Genomic DNA, 21,678 nt, shown 5'->3' with positions numbered 1-21,678 from the left:
GAGTCATTCATGACCAAGACCGTTATCACCAGCGACAAGGCACCCGCCGCGATCGGCACCTATTCCCAGGCGATCAAGGCAGGCAACACCGTCTACATGTCCGGCCAGATCCCGCTCGATCCAAAGACCATGGAACTGGTGGAAGGCTTCGAAGCCCAGACCGTCCAGGTATTCGAGAACCTCAAGTCCGTGGCCGAGGCCGCCGGTGGTTCGTTCAAGGACATCGTCAAACTCAACATCTTCCTCACCGACCTGAGCCACTTCGCCAAGGTCAACGAGATCATGGGCAAGTACTTCCAGCAGCCTTACCCTGCCCGCGCCGCCATCGGCGTTGCCGCCCTGCCAAAAGGCGCGCAGGTTGAAATGGATGCCATCCTGGTCATCGAGTAACACGTCCGGCGCGGCTACCCAGGCCGCGCCGCCTCCGTTCTGAAAGGATTTCCTCATGCGCAAAGCGCTAGCCCTCTCGTTGTGCGCCCTGTTCCTCGGTGGCTGCGCCAGCGATCCCGCCGACCGTGACATCAGTGGTACCTGGATCAACCAGGTCGCCATCGACGCCGCCGCCAAAGGCGGACCGCTGCGCGAAGCCCTGCAAGGCTACGGCCCGAACCTGGAATGGGACGTCAACACCAAGGCCAGCCAGGCGCGCTACACCAACGGCTTCGAAAACGTCGAAGGCAAGGTGCTGGCTGAAGAGTCCGGCGCCTGGAAAATCGATTTCTACGGCAGCTCCGCCAGCGAATTGAAACGCGACGGCAAACAGCTGCTGCAAGAAGCCAACGACAACGAGCCGGAGCAGGTCTTCGATCGTCCCAAGGACCCGGCCCCGGAAGGCGCGCCACTGGGCGCCAACTTCGAGCGCGCCCTGTACTCGGCTTACCTGGGCGGCGAATGGAAAATCGTCAACGGCCCGGGCGAAGGCGGCACCGTGCTGTTCCAGTCCAACGGCCAGGTCATGGGCCTGCCGGGCGCCGATCGCTACGCACTGTGCCTCGCCGGCGACTGCGCCTCGATGAGCGGCGGCTACGACAACCTGTGGCTGCAGCTCAACGGCCAGGGCAACCCGTGGATCTTTGCGCGCAACGGCAAGCAACTGGAGATCTTCCAGCCCATCAACGCCTCCCAGGCGAACGAGGTACCTTCCCTCACCCCGGGTACGCGCCAGTGGCTACTGGAAAAACAGTGATCCAGCAAAAAGGAGCCGAAAGGCTCCTTTTTCTTTATCCATGATGCGGCTCAGCCCTGCCCTTCGATAATCTGCGCATACCCCTCGCGAAAACTCGAATAACGCGGCGCCCAGCCCAGGGCCCTGGCGCGGGCATTGCTGCAGCGCTTGCTGCCGGAACGCCGCACGCTCGAGCTGTCCGCCCACTCGGTCACGCCCAGGTACTCCCGTAGCCAGCCCACCACCTCGGCCAAAGGCACCGGTGCATCGTCGACCCCGATATAGCAATCCTCGAGCACCACGCCGCGCCGATCGGCCTGCAACAGGAAGGCCAGCAACCCCGCGGCATCGTCGGCATGAATGCGGTTGCCATACAGCGGTGGATCGATGGCGACGCGATAACCCTGACGCACCTGATTCAACAGCCATTCCCGCCCCGGGCCGTAAATCCCGGTCAACCGCACCAGGCTGGCTGGAATGCCACTCTGCAAGGCCACTTGCTCGGCCTCGAGCATCAGTCGCCCGGAATAGCCGTCGGCCTGGGCCGGCGAGGTCTCGTCGATCCACTCGCCGCCTTTCTGCCCGTATACGCTGCTGCTGGAAACGAACAGCAGGCGTTTCGGCGACTGCCCGTTCTGCTTGAGCCAGCCCAGGACATGGGTCAACCCCTCGACATAGGCCGCACGATAGCCCGCCTCGTCATGCTCGGTGGCGGCCGCGCTGTACACCAGGTAATCCAGCGACGAGGTGGGCCAGGCTGGCGGACACTGCTCACTGAAAAGATCGCCCGCCACGCCGATCACCCCTTCCGGCAATTGCGCAACCGTGCGCCGCAGGCCGTAGACCTGCCAGTTTTCAGCCAGCAGTTGCTTCGCCAGACGGCTGCCGACATCACCGCAGCCAGCGATCAGAACAGAAGGGGCGGACATCAGAAAACTCCTATCAGAAAGGCACAGACTAGCGTCGGCAATGGACGAGCGGCTAGCAATCAAAGAAAAAAAGATACTCTATTACTTCTGTTAACAAGAATTAGTTGCAATAATGACGGCCCATTTGTTCTCGGCCCTGCGAGGCCTAGAAGGACACTTACCCTTTTCCCTCTCAGGTCCGGCCAGCATGACACGCAATCAATTCTCCGCTTCGCCAACCCAACGCCCAAGCCCGCTGCGCGCCATGAGCGCGGCCGCAGCGTTGCTGTTCAGCCTGCTGCTGGCACCGACCGCGGCCTTCGCCGATGAGCAGGCCCCGGCTGGCGCCGCGACACCTGCGGCAGCCCACGCGCCGGCCGACGCCACGGCGCCGGTAGCCACTCCGGTCGCTGCAGCGCCGGCACCTGCCGAAGGCGAACCAGCCGGCGATGCACCTGAAGTCCTCGAAGCGGACAACTCCCTGGGCATGGCCCACGACCTGTCCCCGTGGGGCATGTACCAGAACGCCGACATCATCGTGAAGCTGGTGATGATCGGCCTGGCCATCGCCTCGATCATCACCTGGACCATCTGGATCGCCAAAGGCTTCGAGCTGATGGGCGCCAAGCGTCGCCTGCGCGGTGAAATCCTCAACCTGAAAAAGGCCACCACCCTCAAGGAAGCCAGCGTCACCGCCGCCAAAGAAGGCACCCTGGCCAACCTGCTGGTCCACGACGCCCTGGAAGAAATGCGCCTGTCGGCCAACAGCCGCGAGAAAGAAGGCATCAAGGAGCGCGTCAGCTTCCGCCTCGAGCGCCTGGTAGCCGCCTGCGGCCGCAACATGAGCAGCGGCACCGGCGTGCTCGCCACCATCGGTTCCACCGCGCCCTTCGTCGGCCTGTTCGGTACCGTGTGGGGCATCATGAACAGCTTCATCGGTATCGCCAAAACCCAGACCACCAACCTCGCCGTTGTCGCCCCCGGTATCGCCGAAGCCCTGCTGGCAACCGCCCTGGGTCTGGTCGCAGCCATTCCGGCGGTGGTCATCTACAACGTCTTCGCCCGCTCCATCGCCGGCTACAAGGCCCAGGTCTCCGACGCTTCCGCAGAAGTCCTGCTGCTGGTCAGCCGTGATCTCGATCACCTGCCGACCGCCGAGCGCTCTGCGCAACCTCATGTGGCCAAAGTAGGGTAATCCGCCATGGGCCTGCATTTGAAAGAAGGCGCAGAAGACGATCTCGCCGAAAACCACGAAATCAACGTCACGCCGTTCATCGACGTGATGCTGGTGCTGTTGATCATCTTCATGGTCGCGGCGCCGCTGGCTACCGTGGACATCAAGGTCGACCTCCCGGCCTCGACGGCCAAACCGGCACCACGCCCCGAGAAACCGGTGTTTCTCAGCGTCAAGGCCGACCAACGCCTGTACCTCGGCGACGACGAAGTGAAGGCCGAAGCCCTCGGCGCCACCCTCGACGCCAAGACCCAGGGCAAAAAAGACACGACGATCTTCTTCCAGGCCGACAAAGGCGTGGATTACGGCGACCTGATGAGCGTGATGGATGCCCTGCGGGCCGCCGGATACCTGAAGGTCGGCCTGGTCGGACTTGAGACGGCTACCAAGAAATGATCACGACGCGCCAAAAACTGACGCGTTACAGCGGTAGCCTGGCCATCGTACTGGGGGTCCATGCGGTCGCGATCCTGCTCGCGCTCAACTGGAGCTCCCCCATGCCGGTCGAGCTGCCACCCCAGGCGATGATGGTCGAGCTGGCGCCGCTTCCGGCACCGCCTCCTCCCGCGCCGCCCAAGGTCGTGACGCCACCGCAGCCGCCGGCTCCGGTCGAAGAGCTGCCGCTGCCCAAACTCGCGGAAGCGCCGAAGCCGACGATTTCCGTGCCCAAGCCGGTCAAACCCAAGCCCAAGCCGCAACCGCCCAAACCGGTGGAGAAAAAGCCGGAACCGCCGAAGGAAAAGCCGAGCGAAGAGAAGCCTAGCGACGCTCCGCCGACGCCCACCGCGGCACCGTCCTCGGCACCTGCTCCGGGCCCGTCGCCGGCGCAGATCGCCGCCAAGGAAAGCTGGCAAGGCACGCTGCTGGCGCACCTGGCCAAGTACAAGAAGTACCCGCCGGGTGCCCAGGCACGCGGCAAGGAAGGCCTGAACCGGCTGCGCTTCGTGGTCGACGCCCAAGGCAACGTGCTGTCCTATGAACTGGTAGGACGCTCGGGCAACGCCGATCTGGACCGGGCCACCCTGGAAATGATCCGCCGCGCCCAGCCGCTGCCCAAGCCACCGGCGGACATGCTCAACAACGGCTCGATCGAGATTGTCGCGCCCTTCGTCTACTCCCTGGAGAAACGTCGCCGCTGAGCATGATGCCCAGGCAATCCCCAGCAAAAAGGCACCCCAAGGTGCCTTTTTGCTTTTCCAGGCATGACCGGCATGCATTGCCCGGTGTCACAGCGAGCATTGAGTCTGATAACGTGCGTCTATCGATTGCAGCCGGTATGCTTGGCCCGCAACCTCATGGACGTCCGCTATGACTCTTACTGAATTACGCTACATCGTTACCCTCGCCCAAGAGCAGCACTTCGGCCACGCGGCCGAGCGTTGCCATGTCAGCCAGCCGACCCTGTCGGTGGGCGTGAAGAAGCTTGAAGACGAACTCGGTGTGCTGATTTTCGAGCGCAGCAAGAGTGCGGTACGTCTGACGCCGGTCGGCGAAGGCATTGTCGCCCAGGCGCAAAAGGTCCTCGAACAGGCCCAGGGCATTCGCGAACTGGCCCAGGCCGGCAAGAACCAGCTGACCGCCCCGCTGAAGGTCGGCGCGATCTACACCGTCGGCCCGTACCTGTTCCCGCACCTGATCCCGCAACTGCACCGGGTCGCCCCGCAGATGCCGTTGTATATCGAAGAGAACTTCACCCACGTGCTGCGCGACAAGCTGCGCAACGGCGAACTGGATGCGATCATCATCGCCCTGCCGTTCAACGAAGCCGACGTGCTGACCCTGCCGCTGTACGACGAACCGTTCTACGTGCTGATGCCCAGCACCCACCCCTGGACCCAGAAAGAGACCATCGACGCCAACCTGCTCAACGACAAGAGCCTGTTGCTGCTGGGCGAAGGCCACTGCTTCCGCGATCAGGTCCTGGAAGCCTGCCCGACCCTGACCAAGGGCAACGACGGCGCCAAGCACACCACGGTGGAATCCAGCTCCTTGGAAACCATCCGCCATATGGTCGCTTCCGGCCTTGGCGTCTCGATCCTGCCGCTCTCGGCGGTGGACAGCCATCACTACGCTCCGGGCGTGATCGAAGTGCGGCCGCTGACCGCGCCCGTGCCGTTCCGCACCGTGGCGATCGCCTGGCGCGCCAGCTTCCCGCGGCCGAAAGCCATCGAGATCCTCGCCGACTCGATCCGCCTGTGTTCGGTGGCCAAGCCGCCTGCCGCGAGCTAAGCCGTCGCGATGACTGAGCTGTCGAACGTGCCGGTCACGGCACTCAAGGGCGTCGGCGAAGCCATGGCCGAGAAGCTGGCCAAGGTCGGCCTGGAGAACCTGCAGGACGTATTGTTCCACCTGCCCCTGCGCTATCAGGACCGCACCCGCGTAGTACCGATCGGCGCGCTGCGCCCCGGGCAGGACGCGGTGATCGAAGGCACCGTCAGCGGCGCCGACGTGGTGATGGGCAAGCGCCGCAGCCTGCTGGTGCGCCTGCAGGACGGCACCGGCGGGCTCAGCCTGCGCTTCTACCATTTCAGCAACGCGCAGAAGGAAGGCCTCAAGCGTGGCACCCGCGTGCGCTGTTATGGCGAAGCCCGCCCAGGCGCGTCGGGGTTGGAAATCTACCACCCGGAATACCGTGCCATCAGCGGCGATGAACCGCCGCCCGTGGACCAGACCCTGACCCCCATCTACCCGCTCACCGAAGGCCTGACCCAGCAGCGCCTGCGCATGCTGTGCCAGCAGAGCCTGGCCCTGCTCGGCCCGCGCAGCCTGCCGGACTGGCTGCCGCAAGAGCTGGCGCGGGATTACCAGCTGGCGCCGCTGGACGATGCGATTCGTTACCTGCATCACCCGCCGGCCGACGCCGATGTCGACGAACTGGCCCTGGGTCACCATTGGGCCCAGCATCGCCTGGCGTTCGAAGAACTGCTGACCCATCAGCTGTCCCAGCAGCGTCTGCGCGAAAGCCTGCGCTCGCAACTCGCTCCGGCGCTGCCCAAGGCCACCCGGCTGCCGGCGCTGTACCTGAAGAACCTCGGCTTTGCGCCCACCGGCGCGCAACAGCGGGTCGGCAACGAGATTGCCTACGACCTCAGCCAGCCCGAGCCGATGCTGCGGCTGATCCAGGGCGACGTAGGGGCCGGCAAGACCGTGGTCGCCGCCCTCGCCGCCCTGCAGGCGTTGGAGGCTGGCTATCAGGTGGCGCTGATGGCACCCACCGAGATCCTCGCCGAGCAGCACTTCATCACCTTCAAGCGCTGGCTCGAACCGCTGGGGCTGGAAGTCGCCTGGCTGGCCGGCAAGCTCAAGGGCAAGAACCGCACAGCCGCCCTGGAACAGATCGCCGCCGGGGCACCAATGGTGGTCGGCACCCACGCGCTGTTCCAGGACGAAGTGCAGTTCAAGAACCTGGCGCTGGTGATCATCGACGAACAACACCGCTTCGGCGTGCAGCAGCGCCTGGCCCTGCGCCAGAAAGGCGTGGGCGGACGCCTGTGCCCGCACCAACTGATCATGACCGCCACGCCGATTCCACGGACCCTGGCGATGAGTGCCTACGCCGACCTGGACACCTCGATCCTCGACGAACTGCCCCCTGGCCGTACGCCGGTGAACACCGTGCTGGTGACCGACTCGCGGCGCGTCGAAGTCATCGAGCGGGTGCGCGCCGCCTGCGCCGAAGGGCGCCAGGCCTATTGGGTGTGCACGCTGATCGAGGAATCCGAAGAGCTGACCTGCCAGGCCGCGCAAACCACTTACGAAGACCTGAGCAGCGCCCTGGGCGAACTGCGGGTCGGCCTGATCCACGGGCGCATGAAGCCGACGGAAAAGGCCGAGGTCATGAGCCAGTTCAAAGCCGGTGAGTTGCAGCTGCTGGTGGCCACCACCGTGATCGAAGTCGGCGTCGATGTGCCCAACGCCAGCCTGATGATCATCGAGAACCCCGAGCGCCTGGGCCTGGCCCAGCTGCACCAGCTGCGCGGTCGCGTTGGTCGGGGCAGCGCCGCCAGCCATTGCGTCATGCTCTACCATCCTCCCTTGTCGCAGATCGGCCGCCAGCGCCTGGGCATCATGCGCGAAACCAACGACGGTTTTGTCATCGCCGAAAAGGACCTGGAACTGCGCGGCCCCGGTGAGATGCTCGGCACCCGCCAGACTGGCCTGCTGCAATTCAAGGTCGCCGACCTGATGCGCGATGCCGACCTGCTGCCGGCCGTGCGCGATGCCGCCCAGGCCTTGCTGGAGCGCTGGCCGCACCATGTCAGCCCGCTGCTGGAACGCTGGCTGCGCCACGGGCAGCAATACGGCCAAGTGTGAGCAGCGTCTCAGTTAAGGGGCGAACGCCCCGATCAAGCTGGTTATACTCCTGAAATTGTTTGAAAACGGATACAGACCATGACAGAAGTTGCCCTCGCCACCGCAGCCCCGCACGCTCCGTCTGTAATCCGGTTGCTGCTCGGCAAGCTGGACATCGGCTTCACGGAAGTCCTCGACCATCCTGGCCTGCCGGCCGCGCGCAAGGTACAAGCCGTCCTGCTGGACGACGCCGTCGGCGCGCTGATGGTGCTGTTCCCACAGAGCCAGTTGCTGGACCTCAATCGCCTCGCCGAACTGACCGGCCGCCGCCTGACCGCCGTCTCCACGGAACGCCTGGAGCGCATGCTCGGCAAACACAACCTGAGCCTGCTGCCCGGCCTGCCGGCGCTCACCAGCTCGCCCTGCCTGTATGAAGAAAGCCTGCTGCGCGAGCCGACCCTGCTGATCAACTCCGGTGAGCCGGGCCTGCTGCTGGAAATCACCAGCGACGCCTTCAAGAGCATGCTGAGCAAGGCCAGCGCCGGCAACTTCGGCGAGGCCCTGAGCAGCATCCGCCCGAACCTCGACCGTCCGGACGACGACCGCGAGGAAATCACCCAGGCGATGCAGGCCTTCACCGCCCGGCGCATCCAGCAACGCCTGGAAGCGACCATCGAGATTCCGCCGCTGGCCGAAACCGCGCAGAAGATCATCAAACTGCGGGTCGACCCCAACGCCACCATCGACGACATCACCGGCGTGGTGGAAACCGACCCGGCCCTGGCCGCGCAAGTGGTGAGCTGGGCGGCTTCGCCCTACTACGCCTCGCCAGGCAAGATCCGCTCGGTGGAAGACGCCATCGTCCGCGTGCTGGGCTTCGACCTGGTGATCAACCTGGCGCTGGGCCTGGCCCTGGGCAAGACCCTGAGCCTGCCCAAGGACCACCCGCAACACAGCACGCCGTACTGGCAGCAGTCGATCTATACCGCCGCCGTCATCGAAGGCCTGACCCGCGCCATGCCGCGTGCCCAGCGCCCGGAAGCCGGCCTGACCTACCTCGCCGGCCTGCTGCACAACTTCGGCTACCTGCTGCTGGCCCACGTCTTCCCGCCGCACTTCTCGCTGATCTGCCGCCACCTGGAGGTCAACCCGCACCTGTGCCACAGCTACGTCGAACAGCACCTGCTGGGCATCAGCCGCGAACAGATCGGCGCCTGGCTGATGCGCTACTGGGACATGCCGGACGAGTTATCCACCGCCCTGCGCTTCCAGCACGACCCGAGCTACGACGGCGCCTACGCCGAATACCCGAATCTGGTGTGCCTGGCCGTGCGCCTGCTGCGCAGCCGCGGCATCGGCTCCGGCCCTGTCGAAGACATCCCTGACGCCCTGCTCGAACGCCTCGGCCTGTCCCGCGACAAAGCCGAAGACGTGGTCAGCAAAGTCCTCGAAGCCGAAGTGCTGCTGCGCGAACTGGCCTCGCAATTCAGCCAGCACTGACCCCAGAAAAAAGCCCCGCTCCCGTAGGAGCGAGGCTTGCCCGCGATCATCTTCCGGCTGGTATACCGCTCGCCTTCAAGCCTTCGGCTTGGCCTTCTTCGGCTTCAGGTACTTGGTCAGCCCCTGGAACCAGATCACCAGCGCCGGGTTGCCCTTGATCTGGATCGACTTGTCCTGGATTCCGGTCATAAAGGCCAATTGCTTGTTCTTCGCCTGCATCGTGGCAAAACCATAGGCCGCGTCTTTAAAGGCAATGGCAAATGCCGGCTCGGGATGCACCCCCGATTTGCTGGTAATCCGCTGATCCTTCACCAAAAAATGCCGCGCCACCTTGCCGTCCAGCGTCTGCAGCTGAAACACCAGCGCCTTGTCACCCAACTGCTGCTGGAACGCAGGATTGGTCCGGCTGGCCTTGCCCATCAACAGCCCCAGCATCCACAGAAGAAAACGAAATTTCATGCGCAAAGCCCCAAAGGAAAAATGAACGGCTGACGCAGTGTAGCGGCTTCGGAGGGGAACGCCACAGTTATGCAATGTTAAGTGAAGATGAGCGCGTTATTGGTGATGATGACCGCCAAGTCACACTCATTTACCAGCAACCTTACAAATCTGGCGAGAAGCGGTCCGCTTATAGCCCTGTGAATCCTGAAACCTGATCCTCATCCACTCCTCGGCCAGGCAATAGCCAGCACTCCAGACAACAGGCTCAAGGCGAGCAGCACTTTGGCAATCAGGAACGCAACGTCAACGGAATCGGAAATGCCCCCACTGCCGCTTGCCCCACTAGCAATGCCAGCCAGCCCGAGCAAAGCGCTGAGTATCGAGATCGCTAGCAGCACGATCGCCAGTACCGTGAATATTTTATGCATTGTGCGGCTCCTTCATCGGGATGGCCCATAAGTCGCGCGTTGATACTTCGCATAGGCTCGTTGAAGCTATTTTTTCGGGATGTTTCTCGCTATTGGCTTTCTCTTAATAGTCGTCATCACGTCCGGTTGGTCTCCAGTTGATGTCTTTATCGGCGTGATAGCCCTGCACAGGGTTCGGTGGCAGTGGGTGGTCTTTGGCCAGATTGGGGAAGCGCAAGTCTGGATTGTTGGCTAGCTCCCTGGACACTTTGTAGTATGCATCTTCAGTCTTCTTGTCTTTATTATAAGAAAACTTACCATTTTGAAATACATCTTCTATTTCCATGGCACCTTTCCGCTCACCTAGAGCTGCAGTTCTCTGATAATAATGCATGGAGACAGGATAGTTCTCATCCACAACCTCATAATAAGACCCCAACTTATAAGCTGCGTCCGCATAACCCTGTCTCTCCGCGCACTTCAAGTACCCAAGCCCTACAGCATCCTTCCTCCTATCGTATATATAGATATATCCGATTCTGGTTTGAGCTTGAGGACTTCCCAAATCTGCAGCCCTAATCAAGAACTGCACAGCGCTCCTGTCTGATTGCACAATACCAACCCCTCTTTGTGTCATTACACTCATATCGTAGTAACCCAGAGGAGCTTGCAGCTGTATCATTTTCAGGTATAAATCAATCGCCTTGTTCGTATCCTTAGCAACCCCATCACCACGTTAATATAGCTCTGCAAAATTGTGCATCGCTTTCCAATGGTTCTTTTCTACAGCCTGCTGATACAGGCTGGCCACTTTGCTCCAGTCGGCCGGACGTTCTTTACTAAGCACCCGAGCTTGTTTAAACCATTCATCTGCTTGCTGGTCCAAGGGCGGAGCAGTGTCTTTTTCATGAACACACTTGAAATCATATGCCATGGAAAAACCACTGCTGCCCAATAGCACAACAGCCAGCAGTGCTTTAATAGTCATCATCACGTCCGGTAGGTTTCCAATTAATGTCTTTGTCGGCGTGATAACCCTGAATGGGGTGGGGTGGAAGCGGGTAGTCTTTAACTATTTTTGGAAAGCGGAGTTCTGGATTTTCAGAAAGCTGATCATATATATGGCTATAGTCAGCTGCGATCTTCATGTTTTTAGGGTAGCCAAGATCACCTTTTGTGAAAGTGTTTTCGACAAACAATGCTCCTTTGATATCGCCAAGGGCTGCCGATCGCTGGTAGTAGTGCATGGCGACAGGGAAGTTCTTGTCTACTATTTTGTAATAAGCAGCTAGTTCGTAGTTTGCTTTTGCATCATCTTGGTGGGCGGCGCAGCGCAAATAATCTACTCCAAGCTTGGTTTTCTTGATCTCATATATATATATGTTTCCTAGCCTAGTCTGAGCAAGAGGGCTACCTAAATCTCCTGACCTAAGCAGGAACATCATGGCATCTTTGTCAGATTGAACTACGCCTATGCCCCGCTGTGTCATCACACTCATGTCGTAGTATCCCAGCGGCACTTCCAGTTTAACCATCTGCATATATAGGTCGATGGCCTTGTTGGTGTCTTTTTTTACCCCGTCACCACGCAAATACAGCTCTGCAAGATTGTGCATCGCCTTCCAGTGGTTTCTCTCTACAGCCTGCTGGTAGAGTTGTGCTATTTTCGCCCAGTCAGGTAAGCGCTCTTTACTTATAGAACGAGCTTGCTTGAACCATTGATCTGCTTGCTGATCCAGAGGCGGGGCAGTATCTTTTTCATGTGCGCACTTAAATTCGTAAGCCATGGCAGTGTTTCCGAAGAGTAGGGCGAGTAATAAAAATATTAAATTAATCAACGGCCGTTGCATAAGGCGTCACCAAATCCCAGAATCGAACTAGATTTCCATTTAGTGGTAGATTTCCTTTCTGGTTTTTCCAGTTGTCATCTATCACCTGTTCCCAGTTTCTATAATCTTTTTCAATATTTTTAATTAGCGTAGGCTTTTCTGAGCTTACTTCATTCCCCGAATGCATCCCCCACAACCGCTCCCGCCAGGTCCGGGTGGTTTGCGGGCTTGGCATGGCGATATTCAGTTCGGAGTCGGAGTTCAGGCTGCGCTCGTTGATGTTGGCGGAGCCCAGGGTGAAAAACAGGTCGTCCACCAGCAGCAGCTTGCTGTGTACATAGATGGACTTGTACTGCGCCATTCCTTGTTCCGGGCCGAGATGTTCGGTGATATCGCGTTCGGTCTGGCGCTGCTCGCGCGTCTTGGGAGTAGCGGTTTCGCCGCCGTCCTTGCAACTGACCAGAGTCGCGACAATGATTTTCAACCCCTTGGGCGGCAGCATCTCCGGCTCCAGTTCGCGAGCCGCGGCCTGGTTGTAGTGTTTGTTGGGGTCCATGGCCAGGAGTTCATCGGCGCGACTCGGATCGATACCCTGCTCATGCATTTGCGTCTGTACCTTGGCCAGCTCCTGATCGCGTGTCGGCGATTCGTCACGGGCCTTCAGTTCGCGCTGGCGGTAGGCAAGCTGGCGTTGATCGTAGAGCAGGTCGCGGTGGGCCAGGGGCATCAGTTCGCCCTGGCCAAGGGTGTCGAGCATCTCGTAGGTGGAACTAGAGAAATGCCCACTCTCCGGGTTGTTGGTGACCACGAACAGGTGCAAGTTCTGTTGTTTGCCGGCAGCGACGTAGTCGGCGGCAACTTTCTTCAGGCGTTCGGCCAGCGGTTTGTAGCGGAAGTATTGGTTCTCGATATAGGCGTACTGATGCACATTGCCCAGGGCCTTTTCATATACCTCGAGAATGGTTTTTTCCGGGCCTTCTTCCGGTTGAGTCCGGCAAATCTGCGCGGGCTCTCCACCGTCACGAATCAGGCTCAGCGGTTTGATCGACGAACGCTCGTGGTTCAGGGTGCCCTTGAACACGCGGCGTATCCAGCTGCTGCTTTTGTCCCAGGCATTGCAGAAGTTGTGATTGAGGTCGAATAGCACCGGGCCGCGTACAAATAGGGAAAGGTCCTGCCAGGGGCCGAAGCCCAGATCGCGCTTGCCGGCTGCATCGTCGTAGGCGTGGGCGGTGGTGTCCCAGTAGTTGCGCTGCAGGTTGTGGCCCATCACAAGACCTTTCGCTTTTTGCGGGTCCATGTAGTCGACCACCAGGGTTTTCTGGTGATGGCTGGGAAATAGGCTCAGGGCCAGCATCTGCATGAAGGGCACATCGTGAGACTCGTCCTTGAGCAGTCGCCACAGGATGGCAAGACGCCCCCAATGCATGCGCAGGCCATTTTGATCGTCGTAGGTCAACTCTCCTACGAGTTTGAAGTCCCGCGTACGAAACTCGATATTGCGGGCTTCACCGCTGTGGACCCAGCGATACCAATTGCGGGTCTTGACCTGTTCGTTCGGGTCCTGGACCGTCCCTCCCGAATCACGACCCTTGACGTAGCCGCTGTCCAGGGCATCCAGGCTTTGCTGGATGTCGATCAGACGGTCGCGCGTGGCTCGTCGGCCGGCCTCGTCGTTTGCCGGAAGTTTTTCCAGGCGTGCCTGCTCCTGCTGCTGTTCTTCCAGGAGCTTTTTCCGTTTTTCACCCAGGGCGCTGGTGTCAGCCGGCTTGCCCGCAGTCATTCCGGAACCCATCGATGTTCCGCCCCTGCCACTCCAGCCCTCGCCGATAACCGAGTTTTCGCCGAGCTGGGCCAGTCGGTTGTTCCAGATCAGCACCCGCACCTCAACGCCATCGCTGGCCTTCAGCTTAAGCAAGTCCCCCAGGCTGAGGCTATCGGTCGAAGCCCGGTTGAGGCGCATCCCCGGGTCGAAGCCCCAACTGATGAGATCGATGCTTTTCGTAGCGTTCAGGATGCAGTCATAGACCTTTTCAAAGGCCTCCTCGCCACACACCAGCGGCGTCACTACGTTGCCTGCCGGGCGTGGCGGGCTTAGCGGATTGTTCTTGTGGGCGAACCAATCCGAGGTCAGGGTTGCGGCGCTTTCTTCAAGCGAGATCGACAGTTTCTGATCGAGGTATGTCATGGAGTGCTTCCTTTACTCTTTCTGCTCGCTTTGATCCGCCCACAATTGGCGGAACGCCTCACTGCTGCTCAACGCCTCCAGAGAGGCAGCTGCGCCCGGGAAGTCGCGGTATCCCTCACGCCCCAAGCGCTCACTGCGTTGGCGCGTCTGTTCGCTCGAGGTTTCGCTCATATCCAGGTTGAAACGGTGTCCGTTCACCGTTTCCACCGAATAGTTGCGGGTACCGGGAATATGCTGGAAAAGCACATTGCCCTTCTCGTCGCTGAAGCCTTTGTCGATAAGTGCACCATCGGCGTAGAGCTGATAAGGCTCATCCGGATACCCCGGCATGTTGGGCAACGGGGAAATACGAATGCACAGCTGACCCGGCACGGTTTCTTTCGCCGGGTTGGCCAATGCTTCCTCCATCAGGCTGCCAGCCTTGTCCGCATCGGCCGCGCCCGGTAGGCCCGGCATCAGAATGCCGATCCCGGTACCACTCCCCGGCGAGCCCCCCGCATTGATCTTCACCACCGGCCCCACCACCGTGACGCCGCCGGCATCGAGTTTGATAAAACTGCCCCCGGCCTTGATCGTCAGTTCGCTGCCCGCCTCGATCACCATCTTGGCGCCGGCCTTGAGGTGGATTTCCTGGCCGGCTTTGGTCAGCTGGGCGGTGCCGAGTTTGATGTGCTGGTTTTCGCCGACGGTCAGGTGGTCGTCCACCTTGGTTTCGGTCTTGCGGTCGGCGTGGGTGATCCGATGTTCTTCGGCCTTGAGTTCGGTGTAGGTGTTCTTTTCCACCGTGTCGTGGCGTTCGTGGCCGATGCGGATTTTCTGGTCGTGCTCGATGTTTTCATCCCAGTCGCGCTGGGCGTGGATGAAGATCTGTTCGGCGCCTTTTTTGTCTTCGATGCGCAGTTCGTTGTAGCCGGCGCCACCCGGTGAACTCATGGACTTGAACACCGTGCGGGTCTTGTTCGCCGGCAGGGCGTAAGGCACCGGATGTTCCTTGTGGTACAGGCAGCCGGTGATCAGCGGCTGGTCGGGGTCGCCTTCGAGGAAGGTCACCAGCACTTCCATGCCGATGCGCGGGATGACGAGGGCGCCGTAGCGGTCGCCGGCCCAGCTGGAGGACACGCGTAGCCAGCAGCTGGTCTTGTCGTCGGCTTTGCCTTCGCGGTCCCAGTGGAATTGCACCTTGACCCGGCCGTACTGATCGCAGTGGATTTCTTCGCCCTTGGGTCCGGTGACCACCGCGGTCTGGCTGCCGAGGACGCGGGGTTTCGGATGGTTCAGGGCCGGGCGGAAGAACACCTGCCAGGGTGTGGCGAGGAAGCGGTTACGGTAGCCCTGGTGGAAGTCGTCCTTGTTGTCGGTGGTGTCGCTGGTCACCGACTCTTCCAGCACCTGCGGCTGCTTGCCTTCATGAACGATGTGGGTCAGCAGCCACAGGTCGTTCCACTCGCTGCGCGGGTGCTCGGACAGTTCCAGGAAATGGCCGCTGACCAGTCGCGTCTGGTCGCCCCAGCCTTCGGCCTGCTGGTAGTCGGCGCGGTGGCGTTCGAGGGCGCGCTGGCTGAGGAACTTGCCGCGCGCGCGGTCGGTGAAACGCCCCGGGTAGTCGTAGTCTTCCAGGTCCGGTTCTTCGCTTTCAGCCTCGGGTTTATAGGCGGCCTCCAGTTGCAGGCGCGGCTTCTCGAAGTCGTAATCGCGTCGAGTAGTACGGCGGGTGCGGGTCTCCAGGCGCAGGTTGAAACCCTTGATCACCGGCTCGTCGGCGACCATGCCACTGCCCTGGATATAGGCGGTGGGCTGGCCGAGCTTGGGGAACACGGTCTGGTCGTCGCCGAACACCAGCAGGTGGCCCTGCGGGCTGTGCTGGAAGTGGTAATGCAGGCCTTCCTCTTCGCACAGGCGCTGGATGAAGTGCAGGTCGGTCTCGTCGTACTGCACGCAGTAGTCGCGGTCCGGGCACGGGGTGCCGAGCTGGAACTGGTAAGCGTTGCCCTGGATGCCGTGCTCTTCGAGGATCAGGGCGATGATCTTCGGCGCCGACAGCTGCTGGTAGATGCGCTGGTTGGTGCGGTGTTCGAGGTAGGCCAGCTGCGGTACCAGCGACACCTGGTAGCGGGTCAGGCGCTTGCCGGCATCGCCCTGGGCCACGCGGTAGATCTGCCCGTGGATGCCACTGCCTTGCGGATCGAAGGCGAGAAAAGCCTGCTTGTGCAGCAGGGTCTCCAGGTCCAGGTCGGGGTTCTCGCTGACCAGCTCCAGATCGAACCGGAACGGCTGGCTGATGCCTTCGATCCCCTCGAAAGACAGCACCTGCAAGTCACCCTGGAAGTCGTCGACCGTCAGGCTGAAGTGGGTTTCATTGGAAGGATTGAACATAGCTTGCTCCCTGTTCGATGGTCATCCGTTACGCCGATGGAACCAGCGTTGCAGCCAGGACGAATCCGCGCGCATGGCATCGCGCAATGCTTGGGCGGAGATGGTGCGTTCCGCCACGTCGAAGGCCAGCGCCGCGCGCAGGGCTGGCCAACAGTGTCTGGGTAGATGCCTGGGCGCTTGCAGCGAGCGGTCCAGGCGTTCGTCGCGGGCCTGGGTCGACGGCAACCGGCGATACGGGTGCTTGCCGCAGGCCAGTTCATAGATCACACAGGCCACCGCGTACAGGTCGGCGCTGGCCGACAAGGCGCCGCCCTCCAGCAATTCGGGGGCGGCATAGCCGGGCGTCCAGGCGTTGAAGCGGCTGCGGCTCAGTTGCGGCAGGCCGGGAAGGATGCCCTCCTCGGCCTGGCTCAGGCCGAAGTCGAACAGCCGCACGCCGTCTTCGCAGAGCATCACGTTGCTCGGCTTCAGGTCGCCGTGCAGCACACCGCGAGCGTGGCTGTACGCCAGGGCATCGAGCAGCGGCCGCACCACATCGCGCAGCTCTTTCCACGGCAGGCCCAACGGCCGCTCGCAGAGCAGTTTGTCCAGGGTCAGGCCGCGCATCAGCTCCATGGTGATGAAGGCGCGCTGGCACTGGGTGTCCACCTCGAAGCTGTGCAGGCGCACGACGTTCGGGTGGCGCAGGCGTCGGGTCAGGGCGAACTCGCTGTAGAGCAAGGCGCTGGCATCCGGCGTCTCGGAGAATTCTTCGCTCATGACTTTGAGCGCTATGTAAGGGTCGGGATCGCCGAACTGCTCATGCAGCAGGTCCCGCGCGCGGTAGACCGCGCCCATGCCACCGGCCCCGAGCAGGCGCTCGAGGCGGTAACGTCCGGCCAATACGTCCGGCAACCCGCCCACAGGCACCACGGCCTGGGCCTTGGAACGGGGGCGGCTCCTGGAGCGGTTGCGGCCCTTGCCCTTGGCCTTGGGCGCCACGGGACGCGGCGCCTCATTGGCCTTGGCGAAGGCGAAATAGGTCAGGTTGCTGGCCTCTTCCTCGCTCATCAGGATGTTATCCAGACCGGATTTGAGATCACTCATTGGCGGATCACCACGGCGGTCAGATTGTCCCGCGCCGAGCCGCGCAGGGCGCCGTCGAACAGACGCTCCAGCGCCACCTGCGGCGAAGCCAGGCTCAAGGCATTGCCCAGCGCATCGCTGGTCAGGCCCTGGTACAGGCCGTCGCTGCACAGCAGGAAGGCATCGCCGGGGTAGACCTGCAACTCCAGCACATCCAGGGTCAGCTGCTCGCTGGCGCCCACCGCCCGGGTCAGGGCATTGGCCGCCGGATGGGCCCGCGCCTGCTCGACGCTCATCTGCTGCTCGTCGATCAGTTGCTGCTGCAGCGAATGGTCCTTGGACAGCTGGTACAGACGCTGCCCGCGCCACAGGTAACAACGACTGTCGCCGGCCCAGATGCACGCCGCGCGGTCGCCTTCCAGCAACAGCGCGACCACGGTGCTGCCCATGATGCTGTCGTGGCGCTCGGCAGTGACGGTCAACTCCTGGCCCAGGCGCCGGTTGAGCCAGTGCAGGCACTGGCGCAGGCCCTTGAGCCGCTCGTCAAAGCTGTCTTGCGCCGGCAACTCGGCCAGGCTGGCGACGATCAACTGGCTGGCGATGTCGCCACCCTGATGCCCGCCCATGCCGTCCGCGACCACCCAGAGCCCCTGCTCCGGACAGTCGAGGAAGGCATCTTCGTTGCGCGCCCGAACCTTGCCCGGGTCGGTGCGCGCAGCGCTGCGCCAGGTACTGGCAACCAGCATCAGAGCTGCACCGGCATGCGGAAGGTACGCAGCACACCCATGTCGAACGGGTTCGGCGTGCGCTGGCTCATCAGCAGGTAGTTGGCGCGCAGGCCGCCCAGGTCGGCCTTGAGCACCAGCACGTCACGGCCGGTCAGGTACTCGGTCTGCATCAGGTCGAACAGACGGAACAGCGACCAGGGGCCGGTGTTCTTTTCGATGCCCACCGGGCGCCCGGCCATCTTGTCCAGCACCAGGCTGGTGCGGCCGTCTTCGGCATCGGTCGGCCACTTGAAGGACACCGGCACGATCGGGCCATGGCGGTATTCCATGGTCTTGTCGCCGAAACGGAACTCGGAACGGCTCACCGCCGGGTCCAGGGTGTAAGGCTCCAGCTTGAACTGCACCTGCGGCTCCGCCGGGTTCTCCGAGAAGAAGCTCTGGCGGATCACCTGGGCCGCGGCCATCTGGTCGAGGTAGACCTTGGACATCGGCAGGCTGTGGCCGTCGATGCTGCGCAGGCGGTAGTTGCCCGGATCGCCGCTGACGAAAGGCCGCATGTAGTTTTCGAAGAAGCGGTCGGCGATGCCCTGGGCCTTGAAGAACTCGCGGAAGTCGCTGATGGCGACATCGCTGGTGCTGTGGGCGCTGAACGGATAACGCTTGCTGATGGCCTTGCCGTAGAAGCTGTACAGCTCGCTCTGATAACGCTGGTTCAGGTATTGGTAGGAGTCGTTGAGCACCAGGCGCCAGGTGTCTTCCGCCAGCACGTTGAACCACACGCTCACCGGACGCGGCAGGCGCACCGAGGCGTTGCGCAGGTTGCTCAGGGCATCGCGCTGGCCGCTCATGCGGGTCTTGGCCATTTCGAACGCCGCCTGCTCGGGCGCGCTGGCACGGGCCAGGCCGGCCAGTTGCAGTTGCAGGTCGTTCAACGCTTGCAGCGCTGGCGTCAGGTCCGCCGCCGGGCCGTTGTTGTCGTCCAGCAGGCGGTGCAGCGGTTCGAAGCGACGTTGCAGCGACTTCTTCGCGGTGTCCGGCAGGTTCTTGGCCAAAGCTTCCTGGGCCTTGCCCGCGGCAGCCGCCGCGACCTTGCCCAGCGCCCCGCCCTTCTCGGCGGCTTTATCCGCCGCGGCGGTCACGTCTTCGGCGCTTTCGGCGATGGCCTGGAAGCGAGTGTTCTCACGCACTTCCACCAGCAGTTGCAGCACCGGCGAGTTGGCCGAGGTCAGGCCGGCGACCTGATCGGCGCCTTCGCCGGCATCGTTGAACGGCTGCAGGCCGACCTGGCCCACCGCTTCGCTCCAGAAATTGGCGTAGTCGCGGAAGTACAGCTGCTCCAGCTCCACCATCAGGCGGCGCAGGTCCATGCCGCTGATGCCGCTGCCTTCGCCCAGCACCCAGTTGTCACGCAGGATATCGGTGACCAGCGCCGTGCCCTGGACCGAGAAATACTGCTGGTAACCCTGCTGGGTGTAGAAGCCCGGAATCGCGTAGTCGGTGCCGACGAACAGGCTGCCCTGCGGCCCCAGGTGCTGGCTCAGGCGGTACTCCGGCAGGCTCCGCGCCTGTTCGCGCAGCACGCGGTAGACCACGTTGGCCAGCGACTCGCTGCGCAGCACCTGGCGCGCCTGGGCCACCAGCGTGTCGTTGAGCGGGTAGCTGAACGGCAGCTTGAGCAGGCGTTCGAAGTGCGCGTTCAGGCCGTTCTGCACCGCGGTGTTGCCGGCGTAGCGCGTCGACCAGTCGCTGGCCACCCAGTCCTTGAGCCAGGACGGATCGCGACGGTCCTGCATGTTCAGCATCAGGTACGCCCGCAGGCTGTTGAGCAGGCGGTCGCGGTCGCGCATGTTGCCGCGGATCTGCCCTTCGAGCATCTGCGCCACCCGTGGCAACAGCTGGGCTTGCAGCTCACGCTCGTAGGCACTGAGCACCACCGGGTTGCTTTCCTCGCCCTGGTACAGGCCGACCCGCTCGTGCAGCGAGACGTCGCCCTTGGCCGGGAACACCTTGGTGGCTTCGAAGCTGGTGTCGAGGGTCTTGAGCGCCGCCATCGCGTCGTCGCGGGCGGTCAGCGCCGTGCGCTGCTGGTTCCAGTTCTGCGCCAGGGAGCGCAGGTTTTCCAGGCGCTCGTAGTTGGCGGAGAAACCGCCGGCCCAGAGCAGGCCGAACAAGGCCAGGGCCACCAGCGCGCCAACGTACAGCGCACGCTGGCCCCAATGGATGCGATTGCGCTCGCGCTTGTCCAGGCCAGCCAGGTCGGCCTCGGGAAAAATCACCCGGCTCAGCAGGTGGTGAATGAAGCGCGAACGACCGCTGCGCAGGGTCGGCAGCACACCGGCCGCCATGCCCAGGCTGGCGCCGATGCTGGCGGTGTCGGGGTCGAGCTTTTCGGTCAGGTGCGGCGCGCTGGTCAGGTAGAAGCCGCGCAGCTGGCTGGCCCGCTGGTAACGGTTGCCGGTGAACGCCATGTCGACGAACAGGCACAGGTGCTCGCCGATCTGGCCCAACTGGTGCGGGAAGTCGAGGATGCGGCCACGGCGCTGGGTGTCGCGCTCCTGGTGCATGCGCATGATCACCTGGCTGTTCAGGCGCCGCAGCAGCTCTTCGAACTCCTGGCGCAGCACGGCGACGTCGGTGCCGTTCTGTTCCTTGCGGAAGCTGGTGCCGAGCACCTGGTCGCTTTCCTCGCGGCTCAGCTGGTCGAAGAACTCGTCGAAGCCCAGCAACTGGTCGGCCTTGCTCAGCACCAGGTACACCGGCACATCGACATGCAATTTCTGATGCACGTCCTGCAGGCGCGCGCGGACCTGGCGCGCCAGGGTCTCGAGATCCTGCTCGTTGCCGCTCAGCAGCAGCTCCACCGGAATGGTCACCAGCACGCCATTGAGCGGACGCCCGCGACGGCGCTTGCGCAGCAGGTTGAGCAAGGTGCTCCAGGCACTGGCGTCGACTTCCGCGTCGGGCTGGGTCAGGTAGCGGCCGGCGGTGTCGATCAGCACGCCGTGGTCGGCGAAGTACCAGTCGCAATGCCGGGTGCCGACGGTGTCGCGGGTCAGCTTGCGGTCGATCTTGTTGATCGGGAACTCAAGGCCCGAGAAGTCCAGCAGGCTGGTCTTGCCGCTGCTCTGCGGACCGATCAGCAGGTACCAGGGCAGGTCGTTGCGCCAGCGCTCGCTGCGCCCGCGGTACAGGCTGGAGGTCTTGAGGGTGCGCATGGCTTCCTTGAAGCGGCTGCGCAGCTCTTTCTGTTCCTCGTCGATCAGCTCTTCGCGGCGCAGGCGTTCCTGGCCGTCTTCGCTGTCTTCCATTTCTTTCTTGCGGACCCCGGCGCGCCAGCTGACGAAGACCATGGTCAGGCCCCAGATCAGGAACAGCACGCTGATGGTCAGCAGGCGCGAGGTCGCGCTTTCCCAGAACTTGTAGTCGTTGACCGCCAGCAGCGGCCCGACGAACCACACCAGCAGTGCCACGAACAGCACCAGCAACAGCGTCCAGACCCACGTCTTGCGCAGGAAGGCGCCGACTTTCTTGAAGAAGTTTTTCATCA

The 21,678-nt window shown here is 62.4% G+C and carries 19 protein-coding genes and 1 pseudogene; 8 read left to right on the top strand and 12 right to left on the bottom strand.

Annotation, left to right across the window (positions count from 1 at the left end; all coding sequences use genetic code 11):
* Positions 1 to 9 precede the first annotated feature (9 nt).
* Together BMY68_RS15770 and BMY68_RS15765 are read left to right on the top strand one after the other, a co-directional pair.
* A complete protein-coding gene (locus BMY68_RS15770; protein ID WP_007921133.1) occupies positions 10 to 390 on the top strand; it encodes a RidA family protein in 381 nt (126 codons plus the stop codon).
* Positions 391 to 445: 55 nt separating this feature from the next.
* The gene (locus tag BMY68_RS15765) at positions 446 to 1,186 is read left to right on the top strand and encodes a putative periplasmic lipoprotein (protein ID WP_007921135.1); all 741 of its coding nucleotides are present in this window, start codon (positions 446 to 448) and stop codon (positions 1,184 to 1,186) included.
* A gap of 50 nt (positions 1,187 to 1,236) precedes the next feature.
* On the opposite strand, the gene BMY68_RS15760 is transcribed toward BMY68_RS15765, so the two are convergent.
* Positions 1,237 to 2,094 (bottom strand): SDR family oxidoreductase, encoded by an 858-nt coding sequence (locus tag BMY68_RS15760; RefSeq protein ID WP_085532829.1) that lies wholly within the window; start codon positions 2,092 to 2,094, stop codon positions 1,237 to 1,239.
* Positions 2,095 to 2,281: 187 nt separating this feature from the next.
* On the opposite strand from BMY68_RS15760, the gene exbB reads away from it, so the two are divergent.
* The 6 genes from exbB to BMY68_RS15730 all read left to right on the top strand — a co-directional run bounded on the left by exbB (position 2,282) and on the right by BMY68_RS15730 (position 9,100).
* Complete coding sequence (gene exbB / locus BMY68_RS15755) at positions 2,282 to 3,268, top strand: tonB-system energizer ExbB (protein ID WP_062824235.1); 987 nt, start codon at positions 2,282 to 2,284, stop codon at positions 3,266 to 3,268.
* A 6-nt stretch (positions 3,269 to 3,274) separates the two neighbouring features.
* Positions 3,275 to 3,703: a TonB system transport protein ExbD gene (exbD, locus tag BMY68_RS15750; protein ID WP_007921142.1), complete on the top strand. Its 429-nt coding sequence runs from the start codon at positions 3,275 to 3,277 to the stop codon at positions 3,701 to 3,703.
* Entirely contained in the window at positions 3,700 to 4,446 is a 747-nt protein-coding gene (locus BMY68_RS15745) for an energy transducer TonB family protein (protein ID WP_007921144.1), read from the top strand. Before exbD ends, BMY68_RS15745 begins: the two co-directional genes overlap by 4 nt.
* A 169-nt stretch (positions 4,447 to 4,615) precedes the next feature.
* Positions 4,616 to 5,536 carry a hydrogen peroxide-inducible genes activator gene (locus BMY68_RS15740; RefSeq protein WP_007921147.1) on the top strand — a complete coding sequence of 307 codons (921 nt, stop codon included), beginning with the start codon at positions 4,616 to 4,618 and terminating at the stop codon, positions 5,534 to 5,536.
* 9 nt (positions 5,537 to 5,545) lie between these two features.
* Positions 5,546 to 7,621 (top strand): ATP-dependent DNA helicase RecG, encoded by a 2,076-nt coding sequence (recG, locus tag BMY68_RS15735; RefSeq protein WP_085532827.1) that lies wholly within the window; start codon positions 5,546 to 5,548, stop codon positions 7,619 to 7,621.
* Positions 7,622 to 7,699: 78 nt separating this feature from the next.
* Positions 7,700 to 9,100, top strand: a complete 1,401-nt coding sequence (locus tag BMY68_RS15730) for an aminoacyl-tRNA deacylase and HDOD domain-containing protein (RefSeq protein WP_085532825.1) — start codon at positions 7,700 to 7,702, stop codon at positions 9,098 to 9,100.
* Positions 9,101 to 9,175: 75 nt separating this feature from the next.
* Here BMY68_RS15730 and BMY68_RS15725 read toward each other — a convergent pair whose 3' ends face one another.
* The 11 genes and pseudogenes from BMY68_RS15725 to tssM all read right to left on the bottom strand — a co-directional run bounded on the left by BMY68_RS15725 (position 9,176) and on the right by tssM (position 21,676).
* Entirely contained in the window at positions 9,176 to 9,559 is a 384-nt protein-coding gene (locus BMY68_RS15725) for a hypothetical protein (protein ID WP_009046193.1), read from the bottom strand.
* 200 nt (positions 9,560 to 9,759) lie between these two features.
* A complete protein-coding gene (locus tag BMY68_RS15720) occupies positions 9,760 to 9,969 on the bottom strand; it encodes a hypothetical protein (RefSeq protein ID WP_062824231.1) in 210 nt (69 codons plus the stop codon).
* 103 nt (positions 9,970 to 10,072) lie between these two features.
* Complete coding sequence (locus BMY68_RS30135) at positions 10,073 to 10,294, bottom strand: hypothetical protein (protein WP_239694098.1); 222 nt, start codon at positions 10,292 to 10,294, stop codon at positions 10,073 to 10,075.
* Positions 10,295 to 10,516: 222 nt separating this feature from the next.
* Positions 10,517 to 10,630, bottom strand: a pseudogene (locus BMY68_RS30315) (sel1 repeat family protein); the annotation flags it as partial.
* Between the two features lie 54 nt (positions 10,631 to 10,684).
* Complete coding sequence (locus tag BMY68_RS30130; protein WP_239694097.1) at positions 10,685 to 10,936, bottom strand: hypothetical protein; 252 nt, start codon at positions 10,934 to 10,936, stop codon at positions 10,685 to 10,687.
* Positions 10,926 to 11,735, bottom strand: coding sequence for a tetratricopeptide repeat protein (locus BMY68_RS15710; protein WP_085533185.1), 810 nt, complete (start codon positions 11,733 to 11,735; stop codon positions 10,926 to 10,928). The genes BMY68_RS30130 and BMY68_RS15710 overlap by 11 nt, the downstream gene beginning before the upstream one ends.
* 43 nt (positions 11,736 to 11,778) lie before the next feature.
* The gene (locus BMY68_RS15705; RefSeq protein WP_085532823.1) at positions 11,779 to 13,965 is read right to left on the bottom strand and encodes a phospholipase D-like domain-containing protein; all 2,187 of its coding nucleotides are present in this window, start codon (positions 13,963 to 13,965) and stop codon (positions 11,779 to 11,781) included.
* Between the two features lie 12 nt (positions 13,966 to 13,977).
* Positions 13,978 to 16,338: a type VI secretion system Vgr family protein gene (locus BMY68_RS15700; protein ID WP_085532821.1), complete on the bottom strand. Its 2,361-nt coding sequence runs from the start codon at positions 16,336 to 16,338 to the stop codon at positions 13,978 to 13,980.
* A 21-nt stretch (positions 16,339 to 16,359) separates the two neighbouring features.
* The gene (locus BMY68_RS15695) at positions 16,360 to 17,424 is read right to left on the bottom strand and encodes a serine/threonine-protein kinase (RefSeq protein ID WP_085532819.1); all 1,065 of its coding nucleotides are present in this window, start codon (positions 17,422 to 17,424) and stop codon (positions 16,360 to 16,362) included.
* Positions 17,421 to 18,149 (bottom strand): PP2C family protein-serine/threonine phosphatase, encoded by a 729-nt coding sequence (locus tag BMY68_RS15690; RefSeq protein ID WP_007930264.1) that lies wholly within the window; start codon positions 18,147 to 18,149, stop codon positions 17,421 to 17,423. Before BMY68_RS15690 ends, BMY68_RS15695 begins: the two co-directional genes overlap by 4 nt.
* On the bottom strand, positions 18,149 to 21,676 hold the full coding sequence (gene tssM / locus BMY68_RS15685) for a type VI secretion system membrane subunit TssM (protein ID WP_009046206.1): 3,528 nt from the start codon (positions 21,674 to 21,676) through the stop codon (positions 18,149 to 18,151). The genes BMY68_RS15690 and tssM overlap by 1 nt, the downstream gene beginning before the upstream one ends.
* Between the last annotated feature and the right edge of the window lie 2 nt (positions 21,677 to 21,678).

This window comes from Pseudomonas sp. NFACC41-3, from assembly GCF_900109505.1.
GTDB lineage: Bacteria > Pseudomonadota > Gammaproteobacteria > Pseudomonadales > Pseudomonadaceae > Aquipseudomonas > Aquipseudomonas chlororaphis.
The sequence above is the reverse complement of the archived record's forward strand: the minus strand, read 5'-3'. Positions and strand labels throughout refer to the sequence as shown.